Below are 24229 nucleotides of genomic sequence, written 5' to 3'. Positions count from 1 at the left end.
ATGGTTGGAATTGTCATCGTTGCTCACACACCGGTTGCCAGCGCAATGCTGGGGTTTGCTGAGCATACTTTTGGTGTATTGCCTGAGCGTGTTCGAGCAGTGGATATCCCTCCTCATGAAGATACCAAGGCAAGCTTTGATCGCGTAATGAAGGCGGCTTATGGTGTGAACACAGGCAATGGCGTCCTGATCCTGACAGATGTTATGGGCGCAACCCCCGCTAATGTGGCCTCTAAGCTTGAGGCCTTAGGGCCTTTATCGGGCCTAAATGCTCCTGTCATCGTCTTAGCGGGATTAAACCTTCCTATGCTGATGCGTTGCATTTCTCATCGCGGTGAGAATCTCGAAGAGTTAGCGCAAAAAGCCCTTGCCGGTGGGCAGAATGGCATCTTACGCTTAGGTACAAAAGTAAATCAAGAATAGATAAGGTCCAGCACGCTATGCCTTCGGCAGAAATCGAAATCATCAATAAATTAGGCTTGCATGCGCGCGCATCTGCCAAACTGTCTCAATTAGCGGCTCAGTTTCCTTGTGAAATATTGTTGTCACGTAATGGGCGTCAAATTAATGCGAAGAGCATTATGGGTGTGATGATGTTGGCGGCCGGTATCGGCAGCACTGTGACCCTTGAGACTGTGGGCGAAAAAGCGGATGAAGCTATGCAGGCACTCACTGCCTTAATTAATGACCGATTTGGTGAGGGTGAGTAAATAGCATGACTTTTGCATTGCACGGAATTCCAGTATCGAAAGGCATTGCCATTGGCAAGGCGGTACTGATTTCTCGTGCAGCATTAGAAGTGAGTCATCACCTGATTGAAGCTGGTAAAGAAGAGGCTGAAGCACAAAAGCTATTAGACGCATTTGATCAGGTTCGCCTAGAGCTTGAACAATTGCGCCAAGGGTTGCCAAAAGATGCCCCACAAGAGATGGCTGCATTCTTAGACGTCCACGGTATGATATTGGCGGATCCAGCATTGGCTGAGAAGCCCATTAAACTCATTCGTACGCAACGATTAAATGCAGCATGGGCTTTAACCACTGAGCTCAATGATCTTCTAGAGCAATTTGCAGATATTGAGGACGCTTATTTAAAGGAGCGTGCTAACGATATTCGGCAGGTTGCTGAACGAGTCATTAAGGCATTAAATTCCCAGAAAAAAGATCCATTAAATGATTCTGATTTTTTGCCAACAAGCGATATTGGTATTGAGTCAATTATTGTTGCTCACGATATTGCTCCGCACGACATGCTGCGTTTTAAAGAGCATGCGTTTACCGGATTTGTAACGGATCTTGGCGGCAAGACCTCCCATACTGCTATCGTGGCGCGCAGCATGGAAATACCCGCAGTAGTTGGCGTACGTCACGCGAGCGAAATGATTCGCCATGGCGATTGGTTGGTACTAGATGGCGATCGAGGAGTTGTAGTAGTTGCCCCAGATGAGCAACTGCTAGCCGAATATCGCAAACTACAAACGCAGGTTCTGAAAGAAGCTCGTAAGCTCCAGCAGTTAAAGCATGCAAAAACAGAAACAGCTGACCGTGTTGAGATTGAGTTGTTTGCCAATATTGAATTACCAGAAGATGCTATTCAGGCGGTAAAGCTAGGGGCTGTAGGGGTTGGTTTATTCCGTTCTGAATTTTTATTCATGGACCGTAAACAGGCCTTGCCAGATGAAGAGCAGCAATATCAAGAATACCGTCGCGTAGTCGATTTAATGCAGGGCTTACCTGTCAACATTAGAACCATTGATGTTGGTGCAGATAAAGCATTGGGCGGCGGTGGCGATATTTCTCAAACAGGAACTTCACCACTGGGATTGCGGGCAATCCGCTGGTCTTTAACGGAGCCTGAAATCTTTTTAACGCAGCTCAGAGCAATCTTGCGCGCATCAGCCCATGGTCAAGCGCGCATCATGATTCCTATGTTGGCGCATGCTAAAGAGATCGATGAAACTTTTAGGCTGATTGAAAAAGCCAAACAACAGTTGCATCAGCGTGGCAAAGCATTTAATCCGAATATTCAGATTGGCGCGATGATTGAGATTCCGGCTGCTGCTTTAGTCTTGCCTTTGTTTATTAGCCGATTCGATTTTCTCTCTATTGGAACGAATGATTTAATTCAGTACACACTGGCGATTGATCGCGCAGATCATGCAGTTGCCCATTTATATGACCCATTACATCCAGCCATATTGAATTTATTAGCCAATATCATTGAGCAAGCTAAACGTGCCAATGTGCCTGTGGCTGTTTGTGGTGAGATGGCTGGCGATCCTGCATTAACAAAGTTATTGCTTGCCTTGGGCTTAACGGATTTCTCAATGCACTTCAGCCAGTTATTACTGGTCAAGCGAGAAATTCTTCAGGCCAATGTCGGTTTATTAAAAGCTCGCGTTAATAGGGTCTTGAAGGCGTATGAGCCCGAAGAGCAGGAAAAGGCTCTAGAGCGACTGCTGTCTTAACTACTTAGCGAGTTGCTTAGTGGGCTGAGCCGCATACCGAGCACTCGGAATTACGGCTAATACGGATTGCATCGATTTGGGTCGTACGCCCATTCCAAAGTAACATGCGGCCCACCAAGGGCTCTCCAAAACCAATTAATACCTGCAGGGCTTGAGCGGCTTGCATGGCTCCAATGATCCCTACTAGAGGCGAGAAGATACCCATGCTGGAGCAACTGACTTCTTCAAATACTTCATCGGGAGAAAAGATGCAGGCATAGCATGGTGAGTTTGGATTTCGCAGATCAAAGACACTCACTTGACCATCAAACTTGAGTGCTGATCCAGAAACTAGAGGAATTTGATGTTTAACGCAGGCGGCATTAATGAGGTGCCGAGTTGTAAAGTTATCCGTGCAATCGAGAACAACATCAACGCTTGGCAATATTTCATCTAATAGCGAAGCTGTGGCTTTAGCCTGAATGGTTTCAATCTGAATGCTGGAGTTAAGACGTTGTAAAAATTCTTTTCCTGAGACAACTTTACTTTTGCCAACGCTACTTTCGGCATGCATGATTTGGCGCTGCAAATTGGTGAGCTCTACATCATCATGATCTACTAAGGTGATGAGTCCAACTCCGGCAGCAGCTAAATAGGGGGCGGCAGCACTACCTAAGCCGCCGGCACCGATGACTAAAGCATGTGATTGGAGAAGCTTCTCTTGGCCAGCAACATCAATCTCGTCAAGCAGTAAATGCCTGGAGTATCGAAGTAACTGCTCGTCATTCATGTGCCAGCCGCAGAGATTAAAAGGTTATTCGAGTTTGGATGAAGAGCGCTTCACAGGCTGGCCATTAATAAAGGCCACCGCTTGAGAAAGCATGAAGTCATCCGCACTACCTAGTTCTGTAGGCTTCTTATTTTTATCTTTCTCTTTTTCTTCAGGAGTCTTCTTGGCATTTTTTTCTTCAATGCGCTGCAACTCTTCGATACGACGTTGTTCCCGATCTTTAATCAACTTATCTTCGGCAGACTGCTTATTGCGGAGATGTTTTTCGCTATCAATCTCACGAGTGATTAATACATCATCTGGATCACCATCTTTGTTTTGATCTACTGGGATATCTGGTTTCACACCAAAAGCCTGAATCGACTTGCCACTTGGGGTGTAGTAATAAGCGGTAGTAATCTTCAGTGCTGAATCATTGGTCAGGGGGCGAACGGTTTGGACAGAGCCCTTACCAAAGGTCGTTTTTCCAATAATGGTTGCGCGTTTATAGTCTTGGAGTGCGCCAGCCACAATCTCGGAAGCTGAGGCGGAATAAGCGTTTACCAAGACCACCATAGGCAATTTCTTAAATATCGCTGGAACACCCGCCAAAGGGTCGCCAGACTCATTTAGGCGATACATCGCTGGCGTTGCATTAAATACCTGTTTTGAATCTGGGGACTGGCCCTTAGTGGAGACAATGACTGCGTCAGCAGGCAAGAATGCTGCAGCCACACCCACAGCTCCTTGTAATAGACCGCCGCCATTGTTGCGAAGATCAAGAATGATACCTTTGAGTTTTGGATCTTGATTGGCAATATCAGTTAGTTTCTTGGCAAGATCGGGAACGGTGCGCTCTTGAAAGCTTGTGATGCGTACCCAAGCAATATCGTTATCCAGAATTTTTGTTTTGACTGATTGAACTTTAATCTCTGCGCGAGTGATTGTGACCGGAAAGCTACGCTCCTCACTCTTACGAAATACCGTCAAAGTAATTTTGGTTCCAGGTTCGCCGCGCATAGTCCGCACAGCTTTGTCTAGAGACATACCACGAACAGGTTTGTCATCAAGGCGTGTAATGAGGTCTCCAGCTTGAAGGCCTGCGCGAGCAGCAGGACTATCTTCAATTGGATTGAGTACTTTCACTACACCATCTTCAGAAGTGATTTCAATGCCAAGTCCAGCAAACTTTCCAGAGGTCATCTCTTGCATTTCTGCAAAATCTTTTTTATCTAAGAAAGTGGAATGAGGATCAAGACTACTGACCATTCCTTTAACGGCATCTGTTAGTAGTTGCTTATCTTCTATGGGCTCAACATATTCACGCTTAATTTGGGCAAAGACATTGGAGAGCGTGCGGAGCTCATCCAGCGGTAGCTGAGGGCTTTGCTGGGCGGTCGCGGAGAGCTGGATCGTGGCTGCTACGCCGGCGATAAGGCCAACGGCTATCAGGGCGAAATTCTTTAGAAATTGGCGCATATCTCTTTTGCTTTAATCCAAATAAAAGTGTTGAATGGGTTTGAGGTTGTCGTCTAACTCATAAACAAGTGGCACACCATTAGGTACATTCACTTCCATGATGGCTTCATCAGACATTTGATCTAAATACTTAATGAGTGAGCGAATACTGTTGCCGTGCGCCACTAATAAAACGCGTTTGCCAGCTTTGAGTGCGGGTGCAATAGATTCATTCCACAAGGGTAATACTCGCTCAACATTATCTTTCAGGCATTCGCCCAAAGGAATATCGGAAGGATTGAGCTTTGAGTAACGGGGATCATTTTTGGGGTGACGCTCATCATCATGCTCAAGTAGCGGTGGACGTACATCATAGGAGCGACGCCAAATATGAACTTGTTCATCGCCATATTTAGTTGCCGTTTCAGCTTTATTCAATCCGGTGAGTGCGCCATAGTGACGTTCATTTAAGCGCCAGCTATGAACAACAGGGAGCCACATCAAATCCATGGCATCTTGAACGTGCCAAAGAGTGCGAATGGCACGCCTTAAAACAGAGGTATAGGCGATATCAAATTCATAACCTGCATTTTTGAGGTTTTCACCTGCTGCGATGGCTTGTTCTGCGCCTTTAGGGGTTAAGTCAACGTCCGCCCAGCCAGTAAAGCGGTTTTCAAGGTTCCAGGCGGATTCGCCATGACGAATAAGGACAAGTTGTTTCATAGAGCCATTCTATAATCCGGTGATGAACTTTCTCACGCAAATTGATAATTTAGCGCTTATTGCCCTGTTGTTGGTTTCAGGCATAGCGCTTTTCCTACCCTCATTATCTACGCTTATTGGCGGAAAAGGCTTGTCGCCTACCGAAGCGACGATTTGGATTAATCGACGCAAAGCCTATGTCTTGGACCTGCGCTCGGAAGAGGCCTTTAAATCGGGTCATTTACCTGGCGCCAAATTCGCTAATGCTGCTGGTTTAACGGCAGCGATTGAAAGGCTCAAGCTTGACCGTAAGCACCCAGTAGTCCTGGTTTGTGAAACCGGATCTCAGTCACGCAAACTCGTGGCCGAAGCTCAAAAGTTGGGCTTTGCCGAAGTAGGCGCCTTAGATGGCGGTGTGCAGGCTTGGAAAGCAGCAGCTCTGCCATTAGTGAAATAAGGATAAATCGATGCCTCCAGTAACAATGTATAGCACCCAAGTTTGCCCTTACTGCGTCATGGCGGAAAAGTTGCTGGCTAAAAAAGGCGTTGCTAATCTCGAAAAGATTTTGATTGATCGTGATCCGGCCCAACGCGAAGTTATGATGACACGCACTGGCCGCCGCACTGTTCCACAAATCTATATTGGTGATACGCATGTTGGTGGTTACGACGACTTAGTGGCATTAGATCGCGCTGGAAAGCTTGATCCTTTATTAGCTTAATAGATTTAACATTCAAAGAAAGTTAGCAATGACTGAACAAACCCCAGCACCTCAGGCAGGCACCGATCAAGCTAAAGAACCTGGATTTCGTATTCAGCGAATTTACTTAAAAGATGTATCTCTTGAGCAACCAAATGCTCCGCAAATTTTGTTGGTTGCGTCTGAGCCACAAGTCCAGGTTGAGATTGATATCTCCGTTGCACCCTTAAGTGAAGGTATCTTTGAGGTAGCTCTAAGCTCCACTGTGACTGCTAAAGTCGATACCAAAGTACTATTCTTGGTAGAAGCAAAACAAGCCGGCATCTTTGAATTTAGCAACATTCCGGTTGAGCAAATTGATCCTATGCTTGGCATTGCTTGCCCAACAATTTTGTATCCGTATTTACGTTCAAATATTGCCGATATTATTAGTCGCGCAGGCTTCCAGCCAATTCATTTGAATGAGATTAATTTCCACGGCATGTACGAACATCGTTTGATGCAAGCTCAACAAGAAGCTGCCGCCAAGGATGGCGCAGCCGCTGAGAGCAAGCCTCACTAAGCTCAACGAGCGAGCCCACAGATCATGAAGGTGACGCTGCTTGGTGCTGGTGCCTGGGGAACGGCGATGGCTGCACAAGCAGCTCGCTTTCTCCAAGAAGGTGATGTTGTTTTATGGTCTCGTAGCAAACAACAGCTAAAAGAAATTGAAGAGAGCGCTGAAAATCGCGCTTATCTTTCAGGCATTCAGTTGCCTGCAAGCCTTAAGTTTGAGAGCAACTTTTCTGCTGCCATCAAGCGACTTTCGAGCAATGATTTATTGGTCATTGCTACACCAATGTCAGGGCTTTCAGAAACTATCGCCCAAGCTTTAAAGATTGCTGAGCACCCACTTAATATTATTTGGCTCTGCAAAGGGCTTGAGCCGAATACCGCCCTATTGCCCCACCAGGTAGTAGAGCGTGAGAGCAAGATGCATTCTCATGGAATAACGCATTCGTATGGTGCCTTATCCGGCCCGAGCTTTGCACGTGAGGTTGGTGCGGGTATGCCTTGCGCTTTAACTGTTGCTAGCAAATCTCCTAAGTTATGTGAGGCAGTGCAAACCGCTTTCCATCACGGCAATATGCGTGTGTATTCAAGTGATGATTTGATTGGTGTGGAGTTAGGCGGCGCTATTAAGAATGTCTTGGCGATTGCTGCAGGTATTGGTGATGGCTTAGATTTGGGCTTGAACGCACGCGCTGCTGTTCTCACACGCGGTTTAGCAGAGATGATGCGAATTGTGAAAGCCGCAGGCGGTAAATCCGAAACTTGCATGGGTCTTACTGGGGTTGGGGACTTGATCTTGACCGCCACTGGAGATCTATCGCGTAATCGGCGCGTTGGTCTTGAGCTTGCTGCTGGTAAGTCGCTGCCTGAGGTTCTTGCCAGTCTTGGTCACGTTGCTGAGGGTGTGCTTTGTGCAGAGGCGGTTGGCAACTTGGCAAAACGCTTAGGGGTTGACATGCCGATCACTACGATGATGGGTGAAGTGCTCTCTGGAAAATTGAAGCCACATGTTGCCGTTAAAAAACTTATGGGGCGTGATCCTAAAATCGAATCGTAATTACAGCATCTGGGTCAATTTCTTATTGACCGCCAGCAAGGCCATTCTGGCGCCATGCTTCATACACTACGATTGCTACAGTATTTGATAGGTTCAGACTGCGACTACTATCTTGCATTGCCAGACGCATGCGATTCTCATTCGGAATCGAGTCTCTGACTTCATCCGCAATACCTTTGGTTTCAGAGCCAAATACAAAATAATCATCGGGCCCGTATTTGCCTTCATGAAACTTGCCCGAGCCCTTGGTAGTCAATGCAAAGAGATGCTGAGGATCGGGTTGCTCATCCTTTAAAAACTGTGCCCAATTTTTATGTACTTTGACTCGTGCAAACTCGTGGTAGTCCAGGCCCGCTCTACGCAACTTAGCATCTTCCATCGGAAACCCAAGCGGCTCAATTAAATGCAGCTTGGCGCCAGTGTTTGCACACAAACGAATAATGTTTCCAGTGTTAGGTGGAATCTCGGGTTCGAATAAAACAATATTAAACATACGGCACTCTTTAGATTGGTCGCGCAGCTCGAAGTACTACCCAATTAATGACGCGAGATACACCATTGTCCTTCAGAACGCGCGCAATTTCATTAAGAGTTGCGCCACTTGTCATCACATCATCAAACACAATCACAGTCTTGTTTGCGAGCTGATCAATATAACGCTCTTCAAGGTAAAACATTCCCTGAATGGCTAGGTGGCGATTGCTTAAGGTGCTTCCGGCCTGTCGCTCTGCATAATGATGGCGCTGCAGCACATAAGGTGATTTTTGAATATGCACTCCACACTGAATCCGTTTAGCAATTTCCCAACTTTGATTGAAACCACGCTGCGCTAACTTCTCAATACTAAGCGGCACTGGCAGTAAATAATCAGCAGAGATATCTTCAAATTCCTGACTAAAAAGTAAGTTCCATGTTCTGCCAAGGGCATTAGCAAATGCAATGCGTTTTTGATACTTCAATTCATGTAGCGGAGTTTGTAACAATCCATCGTAGCGATCTAAGCAATAGGTTTCATCAAAGCATGGTTGAAAGGTTTGGCATTGCATACAGCGTTGTTGTGCAATTTCTGAAACCTGAAGTGTTATGCCACATTGGTAGCAACATTGATAGTTCAATAAACCTTCATCGCGTAATTGATTGAGACAGCGATCGCATAGGGATGATTTTTGGAACCCCTGACAAGCAATACAAGCTGTCGGCAAAAGCTGTTCACAAATGGCTTGAAAAATGTTCTCTGGAAATCGCATGGGGCGCTGAGTATACTGAGTCAATGACCCAGCCCCTTAGATGGTTACAAGACGAAATTGCAGCTCGCATGCTGCAGAAATTAGACATTGTTAAGCTTGATGTAAAAGACATCTTAGTGGTGCCCGATTTTGCTGGTAAGCATTTAGATACGCTCGCTCAGCGCTATCCAAAGGCGCGCATTTTTAGCATCACCGAAAAAGGTGTTTCAGGATTTCAAATGTGGCGCGCTAAAGCGCTGAGTAATTGGCGTTCTTTATTTGCGAGTAACACTAGCTCCTTGACAAGCTATGCCTCGTCTGGAAGATTCGATATTCCCGATAATTCTGTTGATTTAGTGTTCAGCGATCTTTTGCTGCACGATTTGCCTGATCCGAAGCATTTTTTGCAGGAGTGTTGGCGCGTTCTGCGCGAGGGCGGCTTAATCACATTTAGCTATTTAGGGCCTGATACCGGAAAAGAGTTGCGCGCCTTAGAGCTTTCGGACGTAAAGCTGAAGAATTTATTAAGTCCTTGGGATATGCACGATATGGGAGATGCTTTGCTTGGCGAGCGGTTTTCTGATCCTGTAATGGACATGGAGTGCCTCACTTTGGATTACGAGAAGCCTGCTTTATTGCTGGCCGATATGAGTGCGCTGAAATTGGTGCATTCCACCCCTCCTGAAGTCACTGAAAAAGAGGTTTTGCCGCAAAAAATCACCTTAGAGGTGGTTTATGGGCATGCATGGGCACTCGGAAAGCACCTCGCAAAGGCAAAGGACAACGTCGCCTACATTGATCTAAATCAAATTGGGCACAAGACTAGGCCAGATTCTGCCTAAGTGTAAGTGCTTACTATCATTTAAACCTCGACCAAGATTGGTTCAAGCTGGGTTAACCCGGTTTGTTCTTGCGCTTAATTCACCCTATAATCACGGCTGTAAGTATTAGCTTAAGACCGTTTTTTGGGCATTTTGTGGCATTTTTGCTGCTTTGCTCACGACAATAAACAGAGAATAAGATGAATTTATTTGGAAAAGTCACTAGGGCTTCGCTCTATTTCGCAGTAGCTTTTGGTACTGCATTTGCTCATGCAGCAGAGAATATGCCTGGTGGGCCAGCTGTTAATCAGCTGAATTTTGCGCCTCCTGCTACCAAAATCATGCAAGAAATCCATTGGTTACATTGGATGATGTTGGTCATTTGCGCAGTGATTTTTATTGGTGTTTTCGGAGTGATGTTCTATTCCATCTTGAAGCATCGCAAATCATTGGGTCACAAATCAGCTTCTTTTCACGAGAGCACAACTGTTGAAATCATTTGGACAGTCATTCCGCTGTTGATTGTGATCGGCATGGCATTGCCAGCAACAAAAACTGTTGTGGCGATGAAAGACACCACTAACTCTGACATCACTATTAAGACCACTGGTTATCAGTGGAAGTGGGGTTACGACTACATCAAGGGCGAAGGCGAAGGCATTAGCTTCTTGTCTACCTTATCTACATCACGTGAAGCAATTAACAACTTGGCACCCAAATCAAATACCTATTTGATGGAAGTGGACAATGAAATGGTTGTGCCTGTTGGCAAAAAAATTCGTTTGATCACTACTGCTAACGACGTTATTCATGCTTGGACTATCCCAGCGTTTGGCGTAAAGCAAGATGCGATCCCAGGCTTTGTTCGTGACACCTGGTTTAGGGCTGACAAAATTGGCACATTCCGCGGTCAGTGTTCTGAGCTCTGCGGTGCAGAGCATGCCTTCATGCCTATCGTAGTGAAGGTAGTTTCACAAGAGGATTACAGCGCTTGGGTTGCTGAGAAGAAAAAAGCAATGGGTGCTGGCGGTGACGATCCATCAAAGGTTTACACCTTGGATGAGCAAAAAGAGCGCGGCGCTAAAGTTTACGCAGCGAACTGTGCCGCTTGCCACCAGCCGAATGGCAAAGGTGCTGGTGCATTCCCTGCATTGGATGGTAGCAAAGTGGTTAATGGACCTAAAGCGGGTCAATTTAATATTTTGTTGAACGGTAAAAATGCAATGCCGAAGTGGGGCGGTGTCCTTTCCGACGGAGATATCGCAGCCGTAATTACCTATACCCGTAATTCATGGGGTAATAAAACGGGCGAAGTGATTCAGACCCAGGAAATTATTACCGCACATGGCGGCAACTAATTCATTAACTAATACAGATAAAACTAAACCGGAGTAATCCATGAGCACAGTCTCTACTACCCACGACCACGCACACGATCACGCGCATGATGATCACACGCCACACGGATGGCGTCGTTGGTTATTTGCAACCAACCACAAAGACATCGGTACGATGTATTTGATCTTCTCGTTTGTTAGCTTGTTGGCTGGCGGCACGATGGCGTTGGGAATTCGTCTGGAATTGTTCCAGCCTGGTTTGCAATTCTTCCGCCCTGAGTTCTTTAATCAGCTAACAACCATGCATGGCTTGGTAATGGTATTCGGTGCAATCATGCCGGCATTCGTTGGCTTCGCGAACTGGATGGTGCCTTTGCAAATTGGCGCATCTGATATGGCGTTTGCTCGTATGAATAATTTTAGTTTCTGGATTCTTCCAGTAGCTGCAACATTGTTATTCAGCTCATTCTTAGTTCCTGGTGGCGCTCCATCAGGTGGCTGGACTATCTATGCCCCATTGACCTCGCAAATGGGGCCTGGCATGGACATGGCAATTTTTGCCCTCCACTTATTGGGTGCTTCTTCCATTATGGGTTCGATCAACATCATCGTGACCATCTTGAATATGCGCGCTCCTGGCATGACTTTGATGAAGATGCCAATGTTCTGCTGGACTTGGTTGATTACTGCTTATTTATTGATTGCCGTGATGCCTGTATTGGCTGGTGCAATCACCATGGTTCTGACTGACCGTCATTTCGGTACCTCATTCTTCTCCGCAGTTGGCGGTGGCGATCCAATCATGTTCCAACATATTTTCTGGTTCTTTGGTCACCCAGAGGTTTACATCATGATTCTTCCTGCATTCGGAATCGTCAGTGAAATTATTCCAACATTCTCCAGAAAAACATTGTTTGGTTACAGCTCAATGGTTTATGCAACCGCATCTATTGCGATCTTGTCATTCATCGTCTGGGCTCACCACATGTTTGCAACTGGTATGCCTGTCACTGGTCAGCTGTTCTTCATGTACGCAACCATGTTGATCGCTGTTCCAACTGGCGTGAAGATTTTTAACTGGGTTGCAACCATGTGGAAAGGTTCAATGACCTTTGAAACTCCAATGTTGTGGGCCATCGGCTTTATCTTCGTTTTCACCATGGGCGGCTTTACTGGTTTGATTCTGGCAATGGCACCAATTGATATTGGTGTTCAGGATACTTACTACGTTGTTGCTCACTTCCACTATGTATTGGTAGCGGGCTCATTGTTTGCCATGTTCGCTGGCTTCTACTACTGGTGCCCTAAGTGGACTGGTCGCATGGCTAATGAAACTCGCGGCAAGATCCACTTCTGGACCTCCATGATTTTCTTTAACGTGACCTTCTTCCCAATGCACTTCTTAGGCTTGGCAGGTATGCCACGTCGTTACGCTGACTACCCAACGCAATTTGCTGATTTCAATATGGTTGCTTCAATCGGCGCATTGGGCTTTGGCTTGTCGCAGGTCTATTTCTTGTTCTTCGTTGTGCTTCCTGCATACCGTGGTCAAGGTGAAAAAGCACCAATGAAGCCATGGGATGGAGCTAAAGGTTTGGAGTGGACTATTCCTTCTCCAGCACCACACCACACTTTTGAAACTCCGCCTAGTGCTGAGCAAATGCATGAAGCAGGAATTTAATTCTTCAGAGAAACAAGCCCTTGCTGCGAATAATCGTAGGATGGGCTTCATTCTTTTGAGTGTTGTATTGGTATTTTTTATTGGTATTGTGATTAAACGGAGTATGTTGGGTTAATCCCGCAATGACGATGGTTTCAACTCAATCACTGAATCGCCAGATTTTATTAAAGCTCTTAATTGCAGCGGTAATGATGTTTGGATTTGGTTATGCACTAGTCCCAATGTATAAAGCCTTGTGTGAAGCTACTGGGATTAATGTTGTAACGAGCAAAAATGACTATGGCGTTAGAGCTTTCAGCCCAAATAGGGTTGGCAATACCCAAGTTAACTATGCACGTACGGTGACGATTGAGTTTGACTCTAATAGCCGAGGCCCGTTTACTTTTAAGCCGGTAAAGAATTTTTTAGAAGTGCATCCTGGTGAAATGACCGAGATTGTTTATGAGGTCACTAATAATCAGAATCGTCAAGTACGAGCACAGGCAATACCAAGTTATGCGCCTAAAAGCGCAACAGAATTTTTTACAAAGTTAGAGTGTTTTTGTTTTCAGGAGCAGACACTAGCGGCAAATGAAACAAAGAAGATGCCAGTAGTTTTTGTGATCGATGCGGGTTTACCGGACGATGTGAAAACCATTACTTTGTCGTACACCTTCTTTGAGCTGGGCATGGGTGGCACACCACCTGCGCCAAAGTCAAAGGTGGTGTCATGAAGAAAAAAAGTAGTTTTATGCAGTCTATGAAAGCCGTGATGTGGGGTTTCTTGGGGGTGCGTAAACAATCAGGTTTGCAGGAAGATGTCGCTTCACTTAGTTTTGTTCACATTATCATTGCAGGTGTTGTTGGCGCCTTGATTTTTATGGGTGTTCTCCTGTTGATAGTGAAAGCAGTTGTTTCCCATTGATTATTTTTTGATTGAATAGAGAGAATAAGATGTCATCCAATTCAACCCCATACTATTTCGTTCCTGGACTATCTAGGCATCCTGCCATGGCCGCCGCCGGCTTAATTGCATTTGGCGCTGGTATGTCTGGCTGGGTAAATCACACTTCTTGGGGCGGTGCCCTAAGTTTGGTTGGTGTGGCATGGGTTCTATTTGTGCTCTATCACTGGTTCGGCGATACGATTGCTGAGTCCAATGCTGGTAAGAATGGTATCAACGTTGATATTTCTTATCGCTGGTCAATGGCTTGGTTCATCTTCTCAGAAATCATGTTCTTCGGCGCATTCTTTGCGGCCCTCTTTTACGCACGCAATATTGCAATGCCTTGGATGGGTGACGTTACGAGCAAATTACTTTGGCCTAATTTCCAGGCTGTCTGGCCAAATGATGGTCCTGCTGGATTGGTTGAGAAGTTCACCACCATGGGCCCATGGCCGATTCCAACTATCAACACATTATTGTTATTGAGCTCTGGCGTGACGATTACTATTGCTCACCATGCATTGGTAGCGAACCACATGAAGAAGGCCATTATTGGCTTGGCTGCAACTGTTGGCCTGGGTTTTATCTTCTTGTGCTTCCAGGTTTTTGAGTACTACCACGCTTACCATGAGCTCAATTTGAAGCTCACATCAGGTATCTACGGCTCTACATTCTTTATGTTGACTGGATTCCATGGTTTCCACGTATTCCTTGGCGGCACTATGCTGGCCATCGTATTGCGCCGTATGATTCGTGGCGACTTTACTGCTAAACACCATTTTGCTTTTGAAGGCGCTGCTTGGTACTGGCACTTCGTTGACGTAGTCTGGCTTGGTCTGTACATCGCTGTTTACTGGATGTAGTTTGAATAAAAAATCGGGGCTTTAAAGCCCCGATTTGTTTCAGCGCTCTTGTGTTGTTCGCTAGCGACTAGTTTGTTCCCACCCTGATGCCGGTAGCTTCAATGAGACCAAAGTAGTGGGCTAGCAAAATTCCTAAAAATAGCGCGACGGATAATCCAATGCGTAGCATCAGTGAATGAACCATGCGGGAGCTATTCCCCCTATCTTTCATCATGTAATACAAAGCCGATCCTAAGCTAAAAACAATCATTAGTAGGACAATAGGAATAATCCACTTCATTTCAAATCCCTCAATTGAATAAGCTGTTTTTTGCCCTCGTTGCCAAGCGCATAGTCGCTACTTTATCAGCCTTGCTGGTGATTGGGATCGGCTGTGGTGCTGGGGTCTGGCAATTAAGCAGGGCTGATACCAAAATTGCCTTGGCAGCGAATTTACAGGCTCGCCAACAAATGCCCATCTTAAGTGCCAATGCAACACCATGGACTTTGGAAGAGGCTAGTGAGCGCCGTATGATTGCTCGTGGGCGATATGTTCCTGAGGCAGCAATTTGGCTGGATAACAGGCCAAGACCCATTCCTCCTGTTGGTAGCGCCACTGCACAGTCCGGCTTTTACCTGATGATGCCATTGAGGCTTGAGGGGAAAGACGAGGTTCTTTGGGTGAATCGGGGTTGGGCGCCGCGCAACAATGAAAATCGCGAAACCCTTCCACCCGTGCAAACCCCAAATACAGTAGTCAATATTGAAGGCGTTGTATTTGCTCATCCCGGAAAAGTCTATGAGCTTGGGAGCAGCAAGATTTCTGCTGATATAAACAAACCAAGAATTGAGCAAAATTTTGATTTAACAACTGAAGGCAAGTTACATGGCTGGAGTCAAGCGCCCTTTATCTTGCGTGAGATTGAGATTGGCATAGAGGATGGCTTAATCCGCGATTGGGCGCCTCTGACAAGTGGGGTCGATCGCCATTATGCTTATGCATTCCAGTGGTTTGCTTTGGCTTTTGCTGGATTTTTATTTTGGTTGCTAAGTGGCCTGCGGCAATACAAACGACAGGGATTAGTGAATGGGGATCAAGAGTGAGTGATAAAGAGTTATTAATTCCAGCTTCACAGGTGGATGCATCTGCGATTAATGCGCGTACGCGTCGTGGCCGTATTCAGATGTTGTTGTTATTGCTTGCCTGTGCCTCACCAGTTCTCGCCTCTTACTTTGCTTATTACGTAATTAAACCTGAGGGTGGAAAAACCAATTTCGGAACACTCGTATATCCAGCCCAAGAGTTCAATGCGGCGTGGCTTGACGCCCCCCTCCAGGGTAAATGGACTCTCTTGGTTGCTCGTCCAGCTGGTGAATGCCACATCAAAGATGAGAAATGTATTGAAGCTTTATTTCTGATGCGCCAAACCAAAGTTGCCATGGGTAGAGAAAGCGAACGCTTGCAGTTAATCTGGGTTAATACAGATGGTAAGCCTGTTGACCCTCAAGTCCTCAAGATTTATGACGAAAAGACGGCAGGGCTTAAGGTGCTTACGTTGCCTTCAGACCCAAAGCAGAAGGCGGATTTTGAGGCTTGGTTAAATAAAGAGGGCGTAGGACAGCAAATTCAGTTGATTGATCCAAGCCCGGCAAAGATGATGTATTTCCCAGTGACCAATTCACCTAAAGAATTTTCTAGTATGAAGAAAGACTTGGAAAAGCTTCTGAAGTTAAATCACAAAGGCGAGAATTTGTAATGCCCAGTTTCCTTTTATTTCTGGAACTGGCAGCCATCGCTATTATTTTTGCTGGCCTACCACTCTTCTTCATTTGGAAAAAGCCTGGCTATAGCTTGTTGCAAAAACTCAATTGGGTCTTGGTCTTCATGACCTTTGATCTAATTGTATTTGGCGCATTTACACGCCTCACTGACTCAGGGCTGGGCTGCCCTGATTGGCCTGGATGCTACGGTACTTCCAATCCTTTTCATGCGCTAACCAATATACAACAGGCACAGATTGCTTGGCCTACTGGGCCGGTCACAATTATTAAAGCCTGGATTGAGATGATTCATCGCTATTTAGCCATGACAGTAGGTACATTGATTTTGGTACAAGTGGCTATTGCATTTTCTAAACTAAAGTCCTTGGGAAAAAATCCTTTGCTCGGCAGCTTGGGCTTGCTTTTATTGGTCTGCATTCAAGGCGCCTTTGGTGCTTGGACTGTCACCCTGAAATTGCAACCGATCATTGTTACAACACACCTGATGTTGGCCTTAGTCTTGTTGGCTTGCTTAACGGCGTATGCGCAGCAGTCATGGGAGGGTAGGTCCTCTGCAATTCGCACCATTCGGGTACGGCCGCTTTCTGCGCAACTCCTCACCCTTTCTTTTATGGTTTTATTCATCCAAATTTTTCTAGGTGCGTGGGTGAGTACTAATTACGCTGTATTAGCGTGCCCTGATTTCCCAACCTGTTTGGGAAGTGCTTGGCCTGAGACTAATTGGAGCGAGGGCTTTACTCTTTGGCGTCAGTTAGGCCTGAATGCGCAAGGAGAATTCATCTCTCCTGCGGCCTTGCAAACAATCCACTGGGCGCATCGCCTTTTTGCCATGCTGGTATTGGTCGTGCTTGGTACTCTGGGCTGGAGTGCTCTTGCGCTGGCAACCCCAGTTCTATCAAGCCTTGGTCAAGTGGCTAAGCTATTGCTAGGAGTGCTTTTATTGCAAGTCATCACTGGTATTTCTAATGTGGTGTTTCAGTGGCCGTTATTGGCGGCTTTATTGCACACTGCCGGCTCTGCGGCTTTGGTATTCTGTTTGGTCAGAATGAGTTATTGGGCTTCTTGGAAGCCTTTCATTCAAAAGAAGATGGCGTAAATATGAGCGACTCTAAAACAAGCGCACCAGTGGCTATGCCACGTTGGCGTCAATATTGGGTTTTAACTAAACCCAGAGTGACTCAGCTCGCCGTTTTTTGTGCAGTGATTGGTATGTTCTTGGCAACGCCTGGCATGGTTCCGTATCCAGTGCTCTTTGGTGGCATTGTTGGGATCTGGCTTTTAGCTGGCGCTGCATTTGCAGTGAACTGTTTGATTGAGCAAGCCGTTGATGCCAAGATGAAGCGCACTGCTTGGCGTCCATCAGCCACCGGCGAAGTGACGCCTTTTCACATCATTATTTTCTCAATTGTTCTGGGTTCGCTCGGAATGATTATTTTGTGGAATTTTTGTAACCCATTAACGATGTGGTTAACACTTGCTACCTTCGTTGGTTATGCAGTGATTTATACCTGGTTACTAAAGCCTGCCACGCCACAGAATATTGTGATTGGCGGTTTATCTGGTGCGATGCCACCAGCCTTGGGCTGGGCTGCAGTGACCAATACCCTTTCTGCAGAAGCCTGGCTTTTGGTTCTGATTATTTTTGTGTGGACCCCTCCACATTTCTGGGCACTTGCTTTGTATCGTCGTGATGACTACGTTCAATCGGGTTTACCAATGCTGCCAGTGACTCATGGCGAGCGTTTCACACTGCTGAATATCGTTCTCTATACCCTTATATTAATTGCAGCTACGATGCTGCCTTATATCTATGGCATGAGCGGTATGGTCTATTTAGTTTCAGCAATCATCTTGGGCTTAATGTTCCTGGCCTATGTCATTGCCTTGTTTATTTCCTATAGCGATGCTTTAGCCAAAAAGACCTTCCGCTTTTCTATTACCTATCTTTCGCTACTCTTTGCGGCGCTTTTGATAGACCATTATTTCCTCTGAGAATCATATGAATTTTTTACGCTTTTGCTTTTTAGCAATTCTTTGCTTTGTACTAGCTGCTTGCAGTCCAAAGCCAGAGTTTAAAAATATCGATATCACTGGCAGCACCGTTTTCGGAAAAGACTTTAGTTTGGTGGATCCCGACGGCAAGGTCAGAACCTTGGCGGACTTTAAGGGCAAAGTGGTGGTAATGTTTTTTGGTTACACCCAGTGCCCTGATATTTGCCCAACCACCTTAACTGAAATGCAGCAAGTCATGACTCTCTTGGGGCCCCAGTCCGATAAGGTGCAAGTACTTTTTGTCACCGTAGATCCTGAGCGCGATACCGCAGAGATTCTCAAGCAGTACGTCCCTGCGTTTGATCCTCGTTTCTTGGGTTTGCGTCCCGCAGATGAGGCAGCCTTGGAGAAGGTGACCAAAGACTTCAAGATTTATTACAAGAAGGTTCCGGGATCTAAGCCGGGCTCTTACACCATGGATCACACAGCGGGTAGCTATGCATTTGATCCTGAGGGTCATCTACGTTTGTATATCAAGCACGCTCAAGGTCCAGAGACCTTGGCGCATGATTTAAAAGAACTGTTAAAGTAAGGGAATTAAAGAAGTTTGCTACCTGCAAACTTCTTGATTGATTAAGCTGCTTGCAACAGGCCGCGCATCTTTTTTAGAGCAGCGGTTTCAATTTGACGAACGCGTTCTGCGGAGATGCCATATTCGCTAGCAAGATCATGTAACGTCTTAGTACCATTGCCTTCGGCATCCATAGCCAGCCAACGAGATTGCACAATATTGCGACTACGCTCATCTAAAGCCATGAGTGCCTGGTCTAGTTTGGGACCTTGCAAGGCATCTGCTTCAGCGCTGGCAATGCGAGCAGTAGGCTCTTGTGAGTTATCCGCTAGCCATTGAATAGGGGCGTAAGCAGATTCATCATCGCTGTCATCGCCCTCTAGAGCGACATCGCCACCAGCAAGGCGCATTTCCATTTCTTTAACATCAGAACCTTTGACATCAAGTGCTTTAGCCAAGGCGTCAACCTCACTAGGTGTAAGCGCACTCAAGGTAGGCTTGTTGCTGCGTAAGTTAAAGAATAATTTGCGTTGTGCTTTGGTGGTTGCAGTTTTTACTAGGCGCCAATTCTTGAGAATGTACTCATGAATCTCTGCTTTGATCCAATGTATTGCATATGACACTAAACGTGCGCCATTGTCTGGGTCATAGCGTTTAACAGCTTTCATCAAGCCAATATTGCCTTCTTGAATTAAGTCAGCATGCGGGATTCCATAGCCAAGATATTGGCGAGCAACAGAAACGACTAAGCGTAAATGAGAGAGCACTAAAGTTTTGGCGGCATCGACATTTTCAGTACGACGAAATTCCTGCGCAAGATGTAACTCTTCCGCAGCACTAAGCATCGGCACTCGATTAACATACGAAATGTATGAATCGAGAGTGCCAACCCCAAGAGTTGGCAACATCTGAAATGCAGACGCCGACGCAGTCTGCGCGACTGGCAGCGTTTGCAAATTCGGGTTGTCGGATTTCTTTTGAACCATTTTTTCTTATAAAGATGAGGTGTTAATAGAGATCTATTTTAGCACTCTTGTCAAGAGAGTGCTAATGGTTTTAATGAACTGTAAGCTATTGATTTAATTGAATAATTCAGATGAATATTGCCCTGCGGTGAAGGGGGCTAAATCCTCAATCCCTTCGCCCTTGCCTAGGGCTAGAACAGCGGGTTTTGGGCCATCCTGTAGGGTGTGGGCTAAGGCACAGATCACGCCGCCCTTAGCGGTGCCATCAAGCTTGGTAACGATGATTCCAGTCAGGCCAAGAGCGGCATGGAATGCCTTTACTTGGCTCAAGCCGTTCTGCCCAGTATTGCCATCTAAAACAAGCAGGGTGTGGTGAGGCGCCCCAGGAAGTGCTTTACCAATGACACGTTTTACTTTCTTGAGCTCTTCCATGAGGTTGTCCTGGGTGGCGAGACGGCCTGCAGTGTCAATGATGAGAATATCGTTCTTGCGAGAGATGGCAGCATGAATGGCATCGTGTGCAACGGCTGCTGCATCACCACCTTCTTGAGTAATAACGTCAACCTGGTTGCGTCCACCCCACTCCTGAAGCTGGTTGCGTGCCGCAGCTCTAAAAGTATCGCCGGCAGCCAAGAGAACTGATTTTCCCTGAGACTGAAAGAGTCGGCAAAGTTTGCCAATGGTCGTAGTCTTGCCGGCTCCATTTACCCCTACAACCAACCACACCTCTGGAGTGTTAGGCTTATCACTTGTAAATAGTGGGTTTGGTGAAGGTTCAATAGCAGTCAATAGTGCGCTGACTTCTTGAATGAGAAGAGTTTGCAACTCCTCTGGACTAGAGGCCTTTTCAGACTTTGCTGCTTTTCGTAGTTTGGTGATGAGTTGTTCAGTCGTAGGTAGACCCACATCACTTTGAATGAGTGATTCTTCTAAAGTTTCAAACCAAGATTCATCAACCTTGCTTGATTTGAAAAGGGATCCGAGGGTTTTACGTAAGCCGAACATAATCGATACAATTTAAAACTTGCATCTTATCAATTTAATTCTAGGGATATGGTGATTTAGCAGATGCTTTCCAATTTACTCCGAATTTCCTTTTTATTCTTTGTCTTTAGCCAGCATACTTGGGCTGCTGGTCCTGATTCAGGGGATACGCATGAGTATCGATTGAGCAATGGCCTCAAATTGATTATCAGGGAAGACCATCGTGCGCCAACAGTAGCTCATATGGCTTGGTATCGCGCCGGATCCATGGATGAGGTCAATGGGAAGACGGGTGTTGCCCACGTGCTTGAACACATGATGTTTAAGGGTACCGATAAAGTGAAGGCGGGTGAATTTTCTCGCTTGGTAGCCGCGGTCGGTGGGCGCGAGAATGCATTTACCTCGCGCGATTACACGGCTTACTTTCAGCAAGTTGAAAAATCAAAATTAGAAGACGTGATCAAACTTGAAGCAGATCGTATGTCTAACCTCAATTTTGATGATGCAGAATTCTTGAAAGAAATTCAGGTCATCATGGAGGAGCGTCGCTTACGAACAGAAGACAATCCTAGTAGTTTACTCAGCGAATCATTAATGGCAACCGCTTATATGAGCTCTCCATATCGCCATCCGGTCATTGGTTGGATGAATGACTTAGAGAATATGAAAGCGTCCGATGCGCGAGATTGGTATCGTAGTTGGTATAAGCCAAACAATGCAACCGTAGTCATCAGCGGTGATGTGGATGCTAAAAAGGTGTTGAATATGGCGGAGAAGTATTACGGTGTTGCCGCTGCTCATGAGTTGCCAGTGCGTAAGCCGCAAATTGAGCCGCCTCAAAAAGGGATTAAGCGGGTCCAGGTAAAGGCGCCAGCTGATAGTGCTCAACTGACTATGGCTTGGAAGGTGCCGCGCCTCGATCCCGGTAAGCCAGATGATCCCGAGCCGTATGCTTTAGAGCTTCTGACAGCAGTGCTGGATGGCTATGACAATGCCCGCTTAAATCGCACGCTCGTTAAGCAGGAAAAAGTAGTCAATGATGTAGGCGTGGGGTACGACATGATCTCCCGGGGGCCAGAACTATTTTTAATTAGCGCCACGATGGCTAAAGGAAAAACAGTCGATCAGGCTCAGGTAAGCATCCGGAAGGCGCTTGACGAAATAAAGCAAAAAGGAATTCTGGAATCTGAGCTCAAAAGAATTAAGGTTCGCATCCTGTCGGAGCAAATCTATAAGCGCGACTCTATCTTTGGTCAAGCAATGGAAATTGGCAGTACAGAGATGGCAGGATTTTCTTGGAAGGACATCGATTACATACTGGAGAAAATGCAAACCATTACACCTGAGCAAGTGCAAGCAGTTGCAAAAAAATATATGGTTGATGAGGGTTTGACGATTGCGGTATTGGATCCTCAGGCGCGTCAAGCTGCAGGTAAGGAGAGCAAGTGATGAATCTCTTCGTTAAAGGTATTTCAGTTTGCCTCTTTGCTTTTGGCTTGCTTAGTAACGCGCACGCCATCTTACCGATCGAGAAGTTAGATTCTTATAAGGGTGCCAAGGCATATTTAGTGCAAACCAAAGCGCTGCCGATGGTAGACATTGAAGTGAGCATTGATGCAGGCGATCGCTATGACCCTGCTGGCAAAAGTGGCCTAGCCGATATGGTTGCAGGCCTCATGAATTATGGGGTTAGGGGTAAAAAAGGGGCTCTCACTGAAGCTCAAATAGCTGATGAAATCGCTGATCTTGGAGCCAATATTGGCCTATCGGTGAGCGGTGAGCGAGCAATCTTGCGCATTCGCAGTTTGAGTCGAAAAGACTTGCGCGATAGAGCGGTACAACTAGCCTCTGCTATGTTGAGCGAGCCGACTTACGATTCAAAAATTGTTGAGCGTGAGAAACAAAGAACGATAACAAGTTTGCTTGAGGCGGAAACTAAACCCGAGTTTGTTCTAGAGCGTCGTTTTAAAAAGTCAGTGTATGAAAACTATCCTCTAGCTGATTCGCCAACAATAAAATCAGTTGCTACTGTAAGCGTAAATGACTTAGTGCAATTTCATAAGCAGTTTTATCGCGGTGATCGCATGATTGTGAGTATTGTTGGCGATGTTGACCGTGCTCAAGCAGAAGAAATCGTTAAAGCTTTGTTAAAGCAGATTCCAGCTTCGGGTCAGCCCATCGCAAAGTTGCCCGAACTCGAGCGCTCTCCTGTAGAGCCTCTGGCGCAACGAGAAATTCAAATTCCTTTTGACTCTCAGCAGGCCCACATTGCTATGGGGATGACGGCGGTTGCTCGCAACAACCCTGATTACTTCCCATTGCTGGTTGGTAACTATGTTTTGGGCGGCGGCGGTTTTGTTTCTCGTTTGATGGCTGAGGTGCGCGAGAAGCGCGGTCTTGCGTACAGCGTGTTTAGCTATTTTATTCCTGGAAAAGAGAATGGCATTTTTCAAGCGGGCCTACAAACCAAGAGTGATCAGGCTGCGCTGGCTTTAGAGGTGATGAGTTCTACCACTGCTCAATTTATTGCTGATGGACCCACTCCATCTGAGCTTTTGGCTGCTAAAGCAAACCTAGTGAATGGTTACCCATTGCGGATTGATAACAATCGCAAGTTGTTGGACAACCTCTCTTCAATTGCATGGAATGGCTTGCCGCTCGATACGATGGATGTATGGACAAAGCAAGTTGAGGCGGTAACTTTGGAGCAGGTCAAGACTGCATTCCAAAAATACCTTGCAATGGATCGTATGAAGATTATTGTATTGGGAGCAAAAAATAAATAAGCCCAATAAAGTAAGCAAGCCTTTAAAGACTGAGCCGCCGAAGAAGGTGCGGATTATTGGTGGTAATTGGAGAAGTCGTTTGCTAACGGTTTTGGACCTGCCTGGCCTACGCCCTACAACTGATCGCATTCGGGAAACGCTCTTTAATTGGTTGGGACAAGATTTAACAGGTTTACGATGCCTAGATCTTTTTGCGGGTACCGGTGCTTTGGGTTTTGAGGCCGCATCAAGAGGCGCTGCATTGGTTGTGTTGCTGGAGAAAGAAAAAAAGGCTTACACAAATTTAACAGCCAATTTTGCTTTATTGCAGTCTTCACCAGCTGCTGGCCTTGTAGAAATTTTGCAGCGAGATAGCCTTGAGTTTCTGAAGCAGCAGGCAGATCGTTCTAGCAATTTAATTTTTATTGATCCACCATTCCAGGATTCGGGTTTATTAGATCGCGCCGTTATCCAGGCAGCTAGGGTTTGTGATGACTCGGCAGGCGGTGGTATTTATGTGGAATTTCCCTCTAGTCGACCACGCGAGGAGGTGGAGGCCCTACTACCGGACTGGCATTGTGGAAAATACTTAGAGGCTGGACAGGTAAAAGCCTGTCTATTTCGGGGTGGAAGAGGCTAAACTCTTGCCTGTA

At 46.1% G+C, this 24229-nt stretch carries 30 protein-coding genes; 22 read left to right on the top strand and 8 right to left on the bottom strand.

Going from position 1 to position 24229, the window contains the following annotated elements:
• From ICE90_RS00620 to ptsP, 3 genes are read left to right on the top strand one after another with little or no spacing between them, the layout of a single operon-like run.
• Positions 1–423, top strand: coding sequence for a PTS sugar transporter subunit IIA (locus ICE90_RS00620; protein ID WP_215321105.1), 423 nt, complete (start codon positions 1–3; stop codon positions 421–423).
• A gap of 17 nt (positions 424–440) precedes the next feature.
• Positions 441–710 (top strand): HPr family phosphocarrier protein, encoded by a 270-nt coding sequence (locus tag ICE90_RS00615; RefSeq protein WP_215321104.1) that lies wholly within the window; start codon positions 441–443, stop codon positions 708–710.
• A gap of 5 nt (positions 711–715) precedes the next feature.
• Positions 716–2467: a phosphoenolpyruvate--protein phosphotransferase gene (ptsP, locus tag ICE90_RS00610; protein ID WP_216190608.1), complete on the top strand. Its 1752-nt coding sequence runs from the start codon at positions 716–718 to the stop codon at positions 2465–2467.
• A 16-nt stretch (positions 2468–2483) separates the two neighbouring features.
• On the opposite strand, the gene ICE90_RS00605 is transcribed toward ptsP, so the two are convergent.
• From ICE90_RS00605 to gpmA, 3 genes are read right to left on the bottom strand one after another with little or no spacing between them, the layout of a single operon-like run.
• Positions 2484–3236: a HesA/MoeB/ThiF family protein gene (locus ICE90_RS00605; protein WP_215321102.1), complete on the bottom strand. Its 753-nt coding sequence runs from the start codon at positions 3234–3236 to the stop codon at positions 2484–2486.
• Between the two features lie 24 nt (positions 3237–3260).
• On the bottom strand, positions 3261–4694 hold the full coding sequence (locus tag ICE90_RS00600) for a S41 family peptidase (RefSeq protein ID WP_216190607.1): 1434 nt from the start codon (positions 4692–4694) through the stop codon (positions 3261–3263).
• 12 nt (positions 4695–4706) lie between these two features.
• Positions 4707–5396 (bottom strand): 2,3-diphosphoglycerate-dependent phosphoglycerate mutase, encoded by a 690-nt coding sequence (gene gpmA / locus ICE90_RS00595; RefSeq protein ID WP_215321100.1) that lies wholly within the window; start codon positions 5394–5396, stop codon positions 4707–4709.
• Positions 5397–5418: 22 nt separating this feature from the next.
• Between gpmA and ICE90_RS00590 the strand changes: the two genes are divergently transcribed.
• From ICE90_RS00590 to ICE90_RS00575, 4 genes are read left to right on the top strand one after another with little or no spacing between them, the layout of a single operon-like run.
• Complete coding sequence (locus ICE90_RS00590) at positions 5419–5832, top strand: rhodanese-like domain-containing protein (protein ID WP_215321099.1); 414 nt, start codon at positions 5419–5421, stop codon at positions 5830–5832.
• 10 nt (positions 5833–5842) lie between these two features.
• Positions 5843–6097: a glutaredoxin 3 gene (gene grxC / locus ICE90_RS00585; RefSeq protein ID WP_215321098.1), complete on the top strand. Its 255-nt coding sequence runs from the start codon at positions 5843–5845 to the stop codon at positions 6095–6097.
• 28 nt (positions 6098–6125) lie between these two features.
• The gene (gene secB, locus ICE90_RS00580; protein WP_215321097.1) at positions 6126–6638 is read left to right on the top strand and encodes a protein-export chaperone SecB; all 513 of its coding nucleotides are present in this window, start codon (positions 6126–6128) and stop codon (positions 6636–6638) included.
• Positions 6639–6662: 24 nt separating this feature from the next.
• On the top strand, positions 6663–7685 hold the full coding sequence (locus ICE90_RS00575; RefSeq protein WP_216190606.1) for an NAD(P)H-dependent glycerol-3-phosphate dehydrogenase: 1023 nt from the start codon (positions 6663–6665) through the stop codon (positions 7683–7685).
• A gap of 22 nt (positions 7686–7707) precedes the next feature.
• On the opposite strand, the gene trmL is transcribed toward ICE90_RS00575, so the two are convergent.
• Together trmL and ICE90_RS00565 are read right to left on the bottom strand one after the other, a co-directional pair.
• Positions 7708–8178: a tRNA (uridine(34)/cytosine(34)/5-carboxymethylaminomethyluridine(34)-2'-O)-methyltransferase TrmL gene (gene trmL / locus ICE90_RS00570; RefSeq protein ID WP_215321095.1), complete on the bottom strand. Its 471-nt coding sequence runs from the start codon at positions 8176–8178 to the stop codon at positions 7708–7710.
• A 10-nt stretch (positions 8179–8188) separates the two neighbouring features.
• Positions 8189–8956: a ComF family protein gene (locus ICE90_RS00565; RefSeq protein ID WP_255533257.1), complete on the bottom strand. Its 768-nt coding sequence runs from the start codon at positions 8954–8956 to the stop codon at positions 8189–8191.
• Between ICE90_RS00565 and ICE90_RS00560 the strand changes: the two genes are divergently transcribed.
• From ICE90_RS00560 to ICE90_RS00530, 7 genes are all read left to right on the top strand, one after another.
• Positions 8956–9753 (top strand): methyltransferase domain-containing protein, encoded by a 798-nt coding sequence (locus tag ICE90_RS00560; protein WP_255533256.1) that lies wholly within the window; start codon positions 8956–8958, stop codon positions 9751–9753. The genes ICE90_RS00565 and ICE90_RS00560 overlap by 1 nt on opposite strands.
• Before the next feature lie 179 nt (positions 9754–9932).
• A complete protein-coding gene (gene coxB / locus ICE90_RS00555; RefSeq protein ID WP_215321092.1) occupies positions 9933–11090 on the top strand; it encodes a cytochrome c oxidase subunit II in 1158 nt (385 codons plus the stop codon).
• Positions 11091–11130: 40 nt separating this feature from the next.
• Positions 11131–12750, top strand: a complete 1620-nt coding sequence (ctaD, locus tag ICE90_RS00550) for a cytochrome c oxidase subunit I (RefSeq protein WP_215321091.1) — start codon at positions 11131–11133, stop codon at positions 12748–12750.
• Entirely contained in the window at positions 12650–12865 is a 216-nt protein-coding gene (locus ICE90_RS10860; RefSeq protein ID WP_370624631.1) for a cytochrome oxidase small assembly protein, read from the top strand. The genes ctaD and ICE90_RS10860 overlap by 101 nt, the downstream gene beginning before the upstream one ends.
• Positions 12866–12878: 13 nt before the next feature.
• Positions 12879–13463: a cytochrome c oxidase assembly protein gene (locus ICE90_RS00540; RefSeq protein ID WP_216191285.1), complete on the top strand. Its 585-nt coding sequence runs from the start codon at positions 12879–12881 to the stop codon at positions 13461–13463.
• Positions 13464–13480: 17 nt separating this feature from the next.
• Positions 13481–13654, top strand: coding sequence for a DUF2970 domain-containing protein (locus ICE90_RS00535; RefSeq protein WP_083564235.1), 174 nt, complete (start codon positions 13481–13483; stop codon positions 13652–13654).
• Positions 13655–13683: 29 nt separating this feature from the next.
• Positions 13684–14538: a cytochrome c oxidase subunit 3 gene (locus tag ICE90_RS00530; RefSeq protein ID WP_215321089.1), complete on the top strand. Its 855-nt coding sequence runs from the start codon at positions 13684–13686 to the stop codon at positions 14536–14538.
• Between the two features lie 67 nt (positions 14539–14605).
• On the opposite strand, the gene ICE90_RS00525 is transcribed toward ICE90_RS00530, so the two are convergent.
• Positions 14606–14818: a twin transmembrane helix small protein gene (locus tag ICE90_RS00525; protein WP_072582679.1), complete on the bottom strand. Its 213-nt coding sequence runs from the start codon at positions 14816–14818 to the stop codon at positions 14606–14608.
• A gap of 14 nt (positions 14819–14832) precedes the next feature.
• On the opposite strand from ICE90_RS00525, the gene ICE90_RS00520 reads away from it, so the two are divergent.
• The 5 genes from ICE90_RS00520 to ICE90_RS00500 are packed head-to-tail and all read left to right on the top strand — an operon-like array spanning position 14833 to position 18883.
• Positions 14833–15621, top strand: a complete 789-nt coding sequence (locus ICE90_RS00520; RefSeq protein WP_255533255.1) for an SURF1 family protein — start codon at positions 14833–14835, stop codon at positions 15619–15621.
• Entirely contained in the window at positions 15618–16274 is a 657-nt protein-coding gene (locus ICE90_RS00515; RefSeq protein WP_215321088.1) for a hypothetical protein, read from the top strand. The genes ICE90_RS00520 and ICE90_RS00515 overlap by 4 nt, the downstream gene beginning before the upstream one ends.
• A complete protein-coding gene (locus tag ICE90_RS00510; protein WP_216190603.1) occupies positions 16274–17395 on the top strand; it encodes a heme A synthase in 1122 nt (373 codons plus the stop codon). Before ICE90_RS00515 ends, ICE90_RS00510 begins: the two co-directional genes overlap by 1 nt.
• Before the next feature lie 2 nt (positions 17396–17397).
• Positions 17398–18291 (top strand): heme o synthase, encoded by an 894-nt coding sequence (gene cyoE, locus ICE90_RS00505; protein WP_215321086.1) that lies wholly within the window; start codon positions 17398–17400, stop codon positions 18289–18291.
• A gap of 7 nt (positions 18292–18298) precedes the next feature.
• Positions 18299–18883 (top strand): SCO family protein, encoded by a 585-nt coding sequence (locus ICE90_RS00500; protein WP_216190602.1) that lies wholly within the window; start codon positions 18299–18301, stop codon positions 18881–18883.
• Positions 18884–18924: 41 nt separating this feature from the next.
• Here the strand turns inward: ICE90_RS00500 and rpoH are convergent, their stop codons facing one another.
• The gene (gene rpoH / locus ICE90_RS00495) at positions 18925–19848 is read right to left on the bottom strand and encodes an RNA polymerase sigma factor RpoH (protein WP_216190601.1); all 924 of its coding nucleotides are present in this window, start codon (positions 19846–19848) and stop codon (positions 18925–18927) included.
• Positions 19849–19941: 93 nt separating this feature from the next.
• Positions 19942–20832: a signal recognition particle-docking protein FtsY gene (gene ftsY, locus ICE90_RS00490; protein ID WP_215321083.1), complete on the bottom strand. Its 891-nt coding sequence runs from the start codon at positions 20830–20832 to the stop codon at positions 19942–19944.
• Positions 20833–20895: 63 nt separating this feature from the next.
• Between ftsY and ICE90_RS00485 the strand changes: the two genes are divergently transcribed.
• Genes ICE90_RS00485 through rsmD form a run of 3 tightly spaced genes read left to right on the top strand, consistent with a single transcriptional unit; the run spans position 20896 to position 24216 of the window.
• Positions 20896–22260, top strand: a complete 1365-nt coding sequence (locus tag ICE90_RS00485) for a pitrilysin family protein (RefSeq protein ID WP_216190600.1) — start codon at positions 20896–20898, stop codon at positions 22258–22260.
• On the top strand, positions 22260–23597 hold the full coding sequence (locus tag ICE90_RS00480; RefSeq protein WP_216190599.1) for a pitrilysin family protein: 1338 nt from the start codon (positions 22260–22262) through the stop codon (positions 23595–23597). Before ICE90_RS00485 ends, ICE90_RS00480 begins: the two co-directional genes overlap by 1 nt.
• Positions 23572–24216 carry a 16S rRNA (guanine(966)-N(2))-methyltransferase RsmD gene (gene rsmD, locus ICE90_RS00475; RefSeq protein WP_216863813.1) on the top strand — a complete coding sequence of 215 codons (645 nt, stop codon included), beginning with the start codon at positions 23572–23574 and terminating at the stop codon, positions 24214–24216. The genes ICE90_RS00480 and rsmD overlap by 26 nt, the downstream gene beginning before the upstream one ends.
• Positions 24217–24229 lie beyond the last annotated feature (13 nt).

The sequence above is a fragment of the Polynucleobacter sp. AP-RePozz3-80-G7 genome (genome assembly GCF_018882145.1).
In the GTDB taxonomy this organism is placed as follows: domain Bacteria; phylum Pseudomonadota; class Gammaproteobacteria; order Burkholderiales; family Burkholderiaceae; genus Polynucleobacter.
Note: the sequence above shows the minus strand (reverse complement) of the source record. Positions and strands in the feature narration are given on the sequence as shown.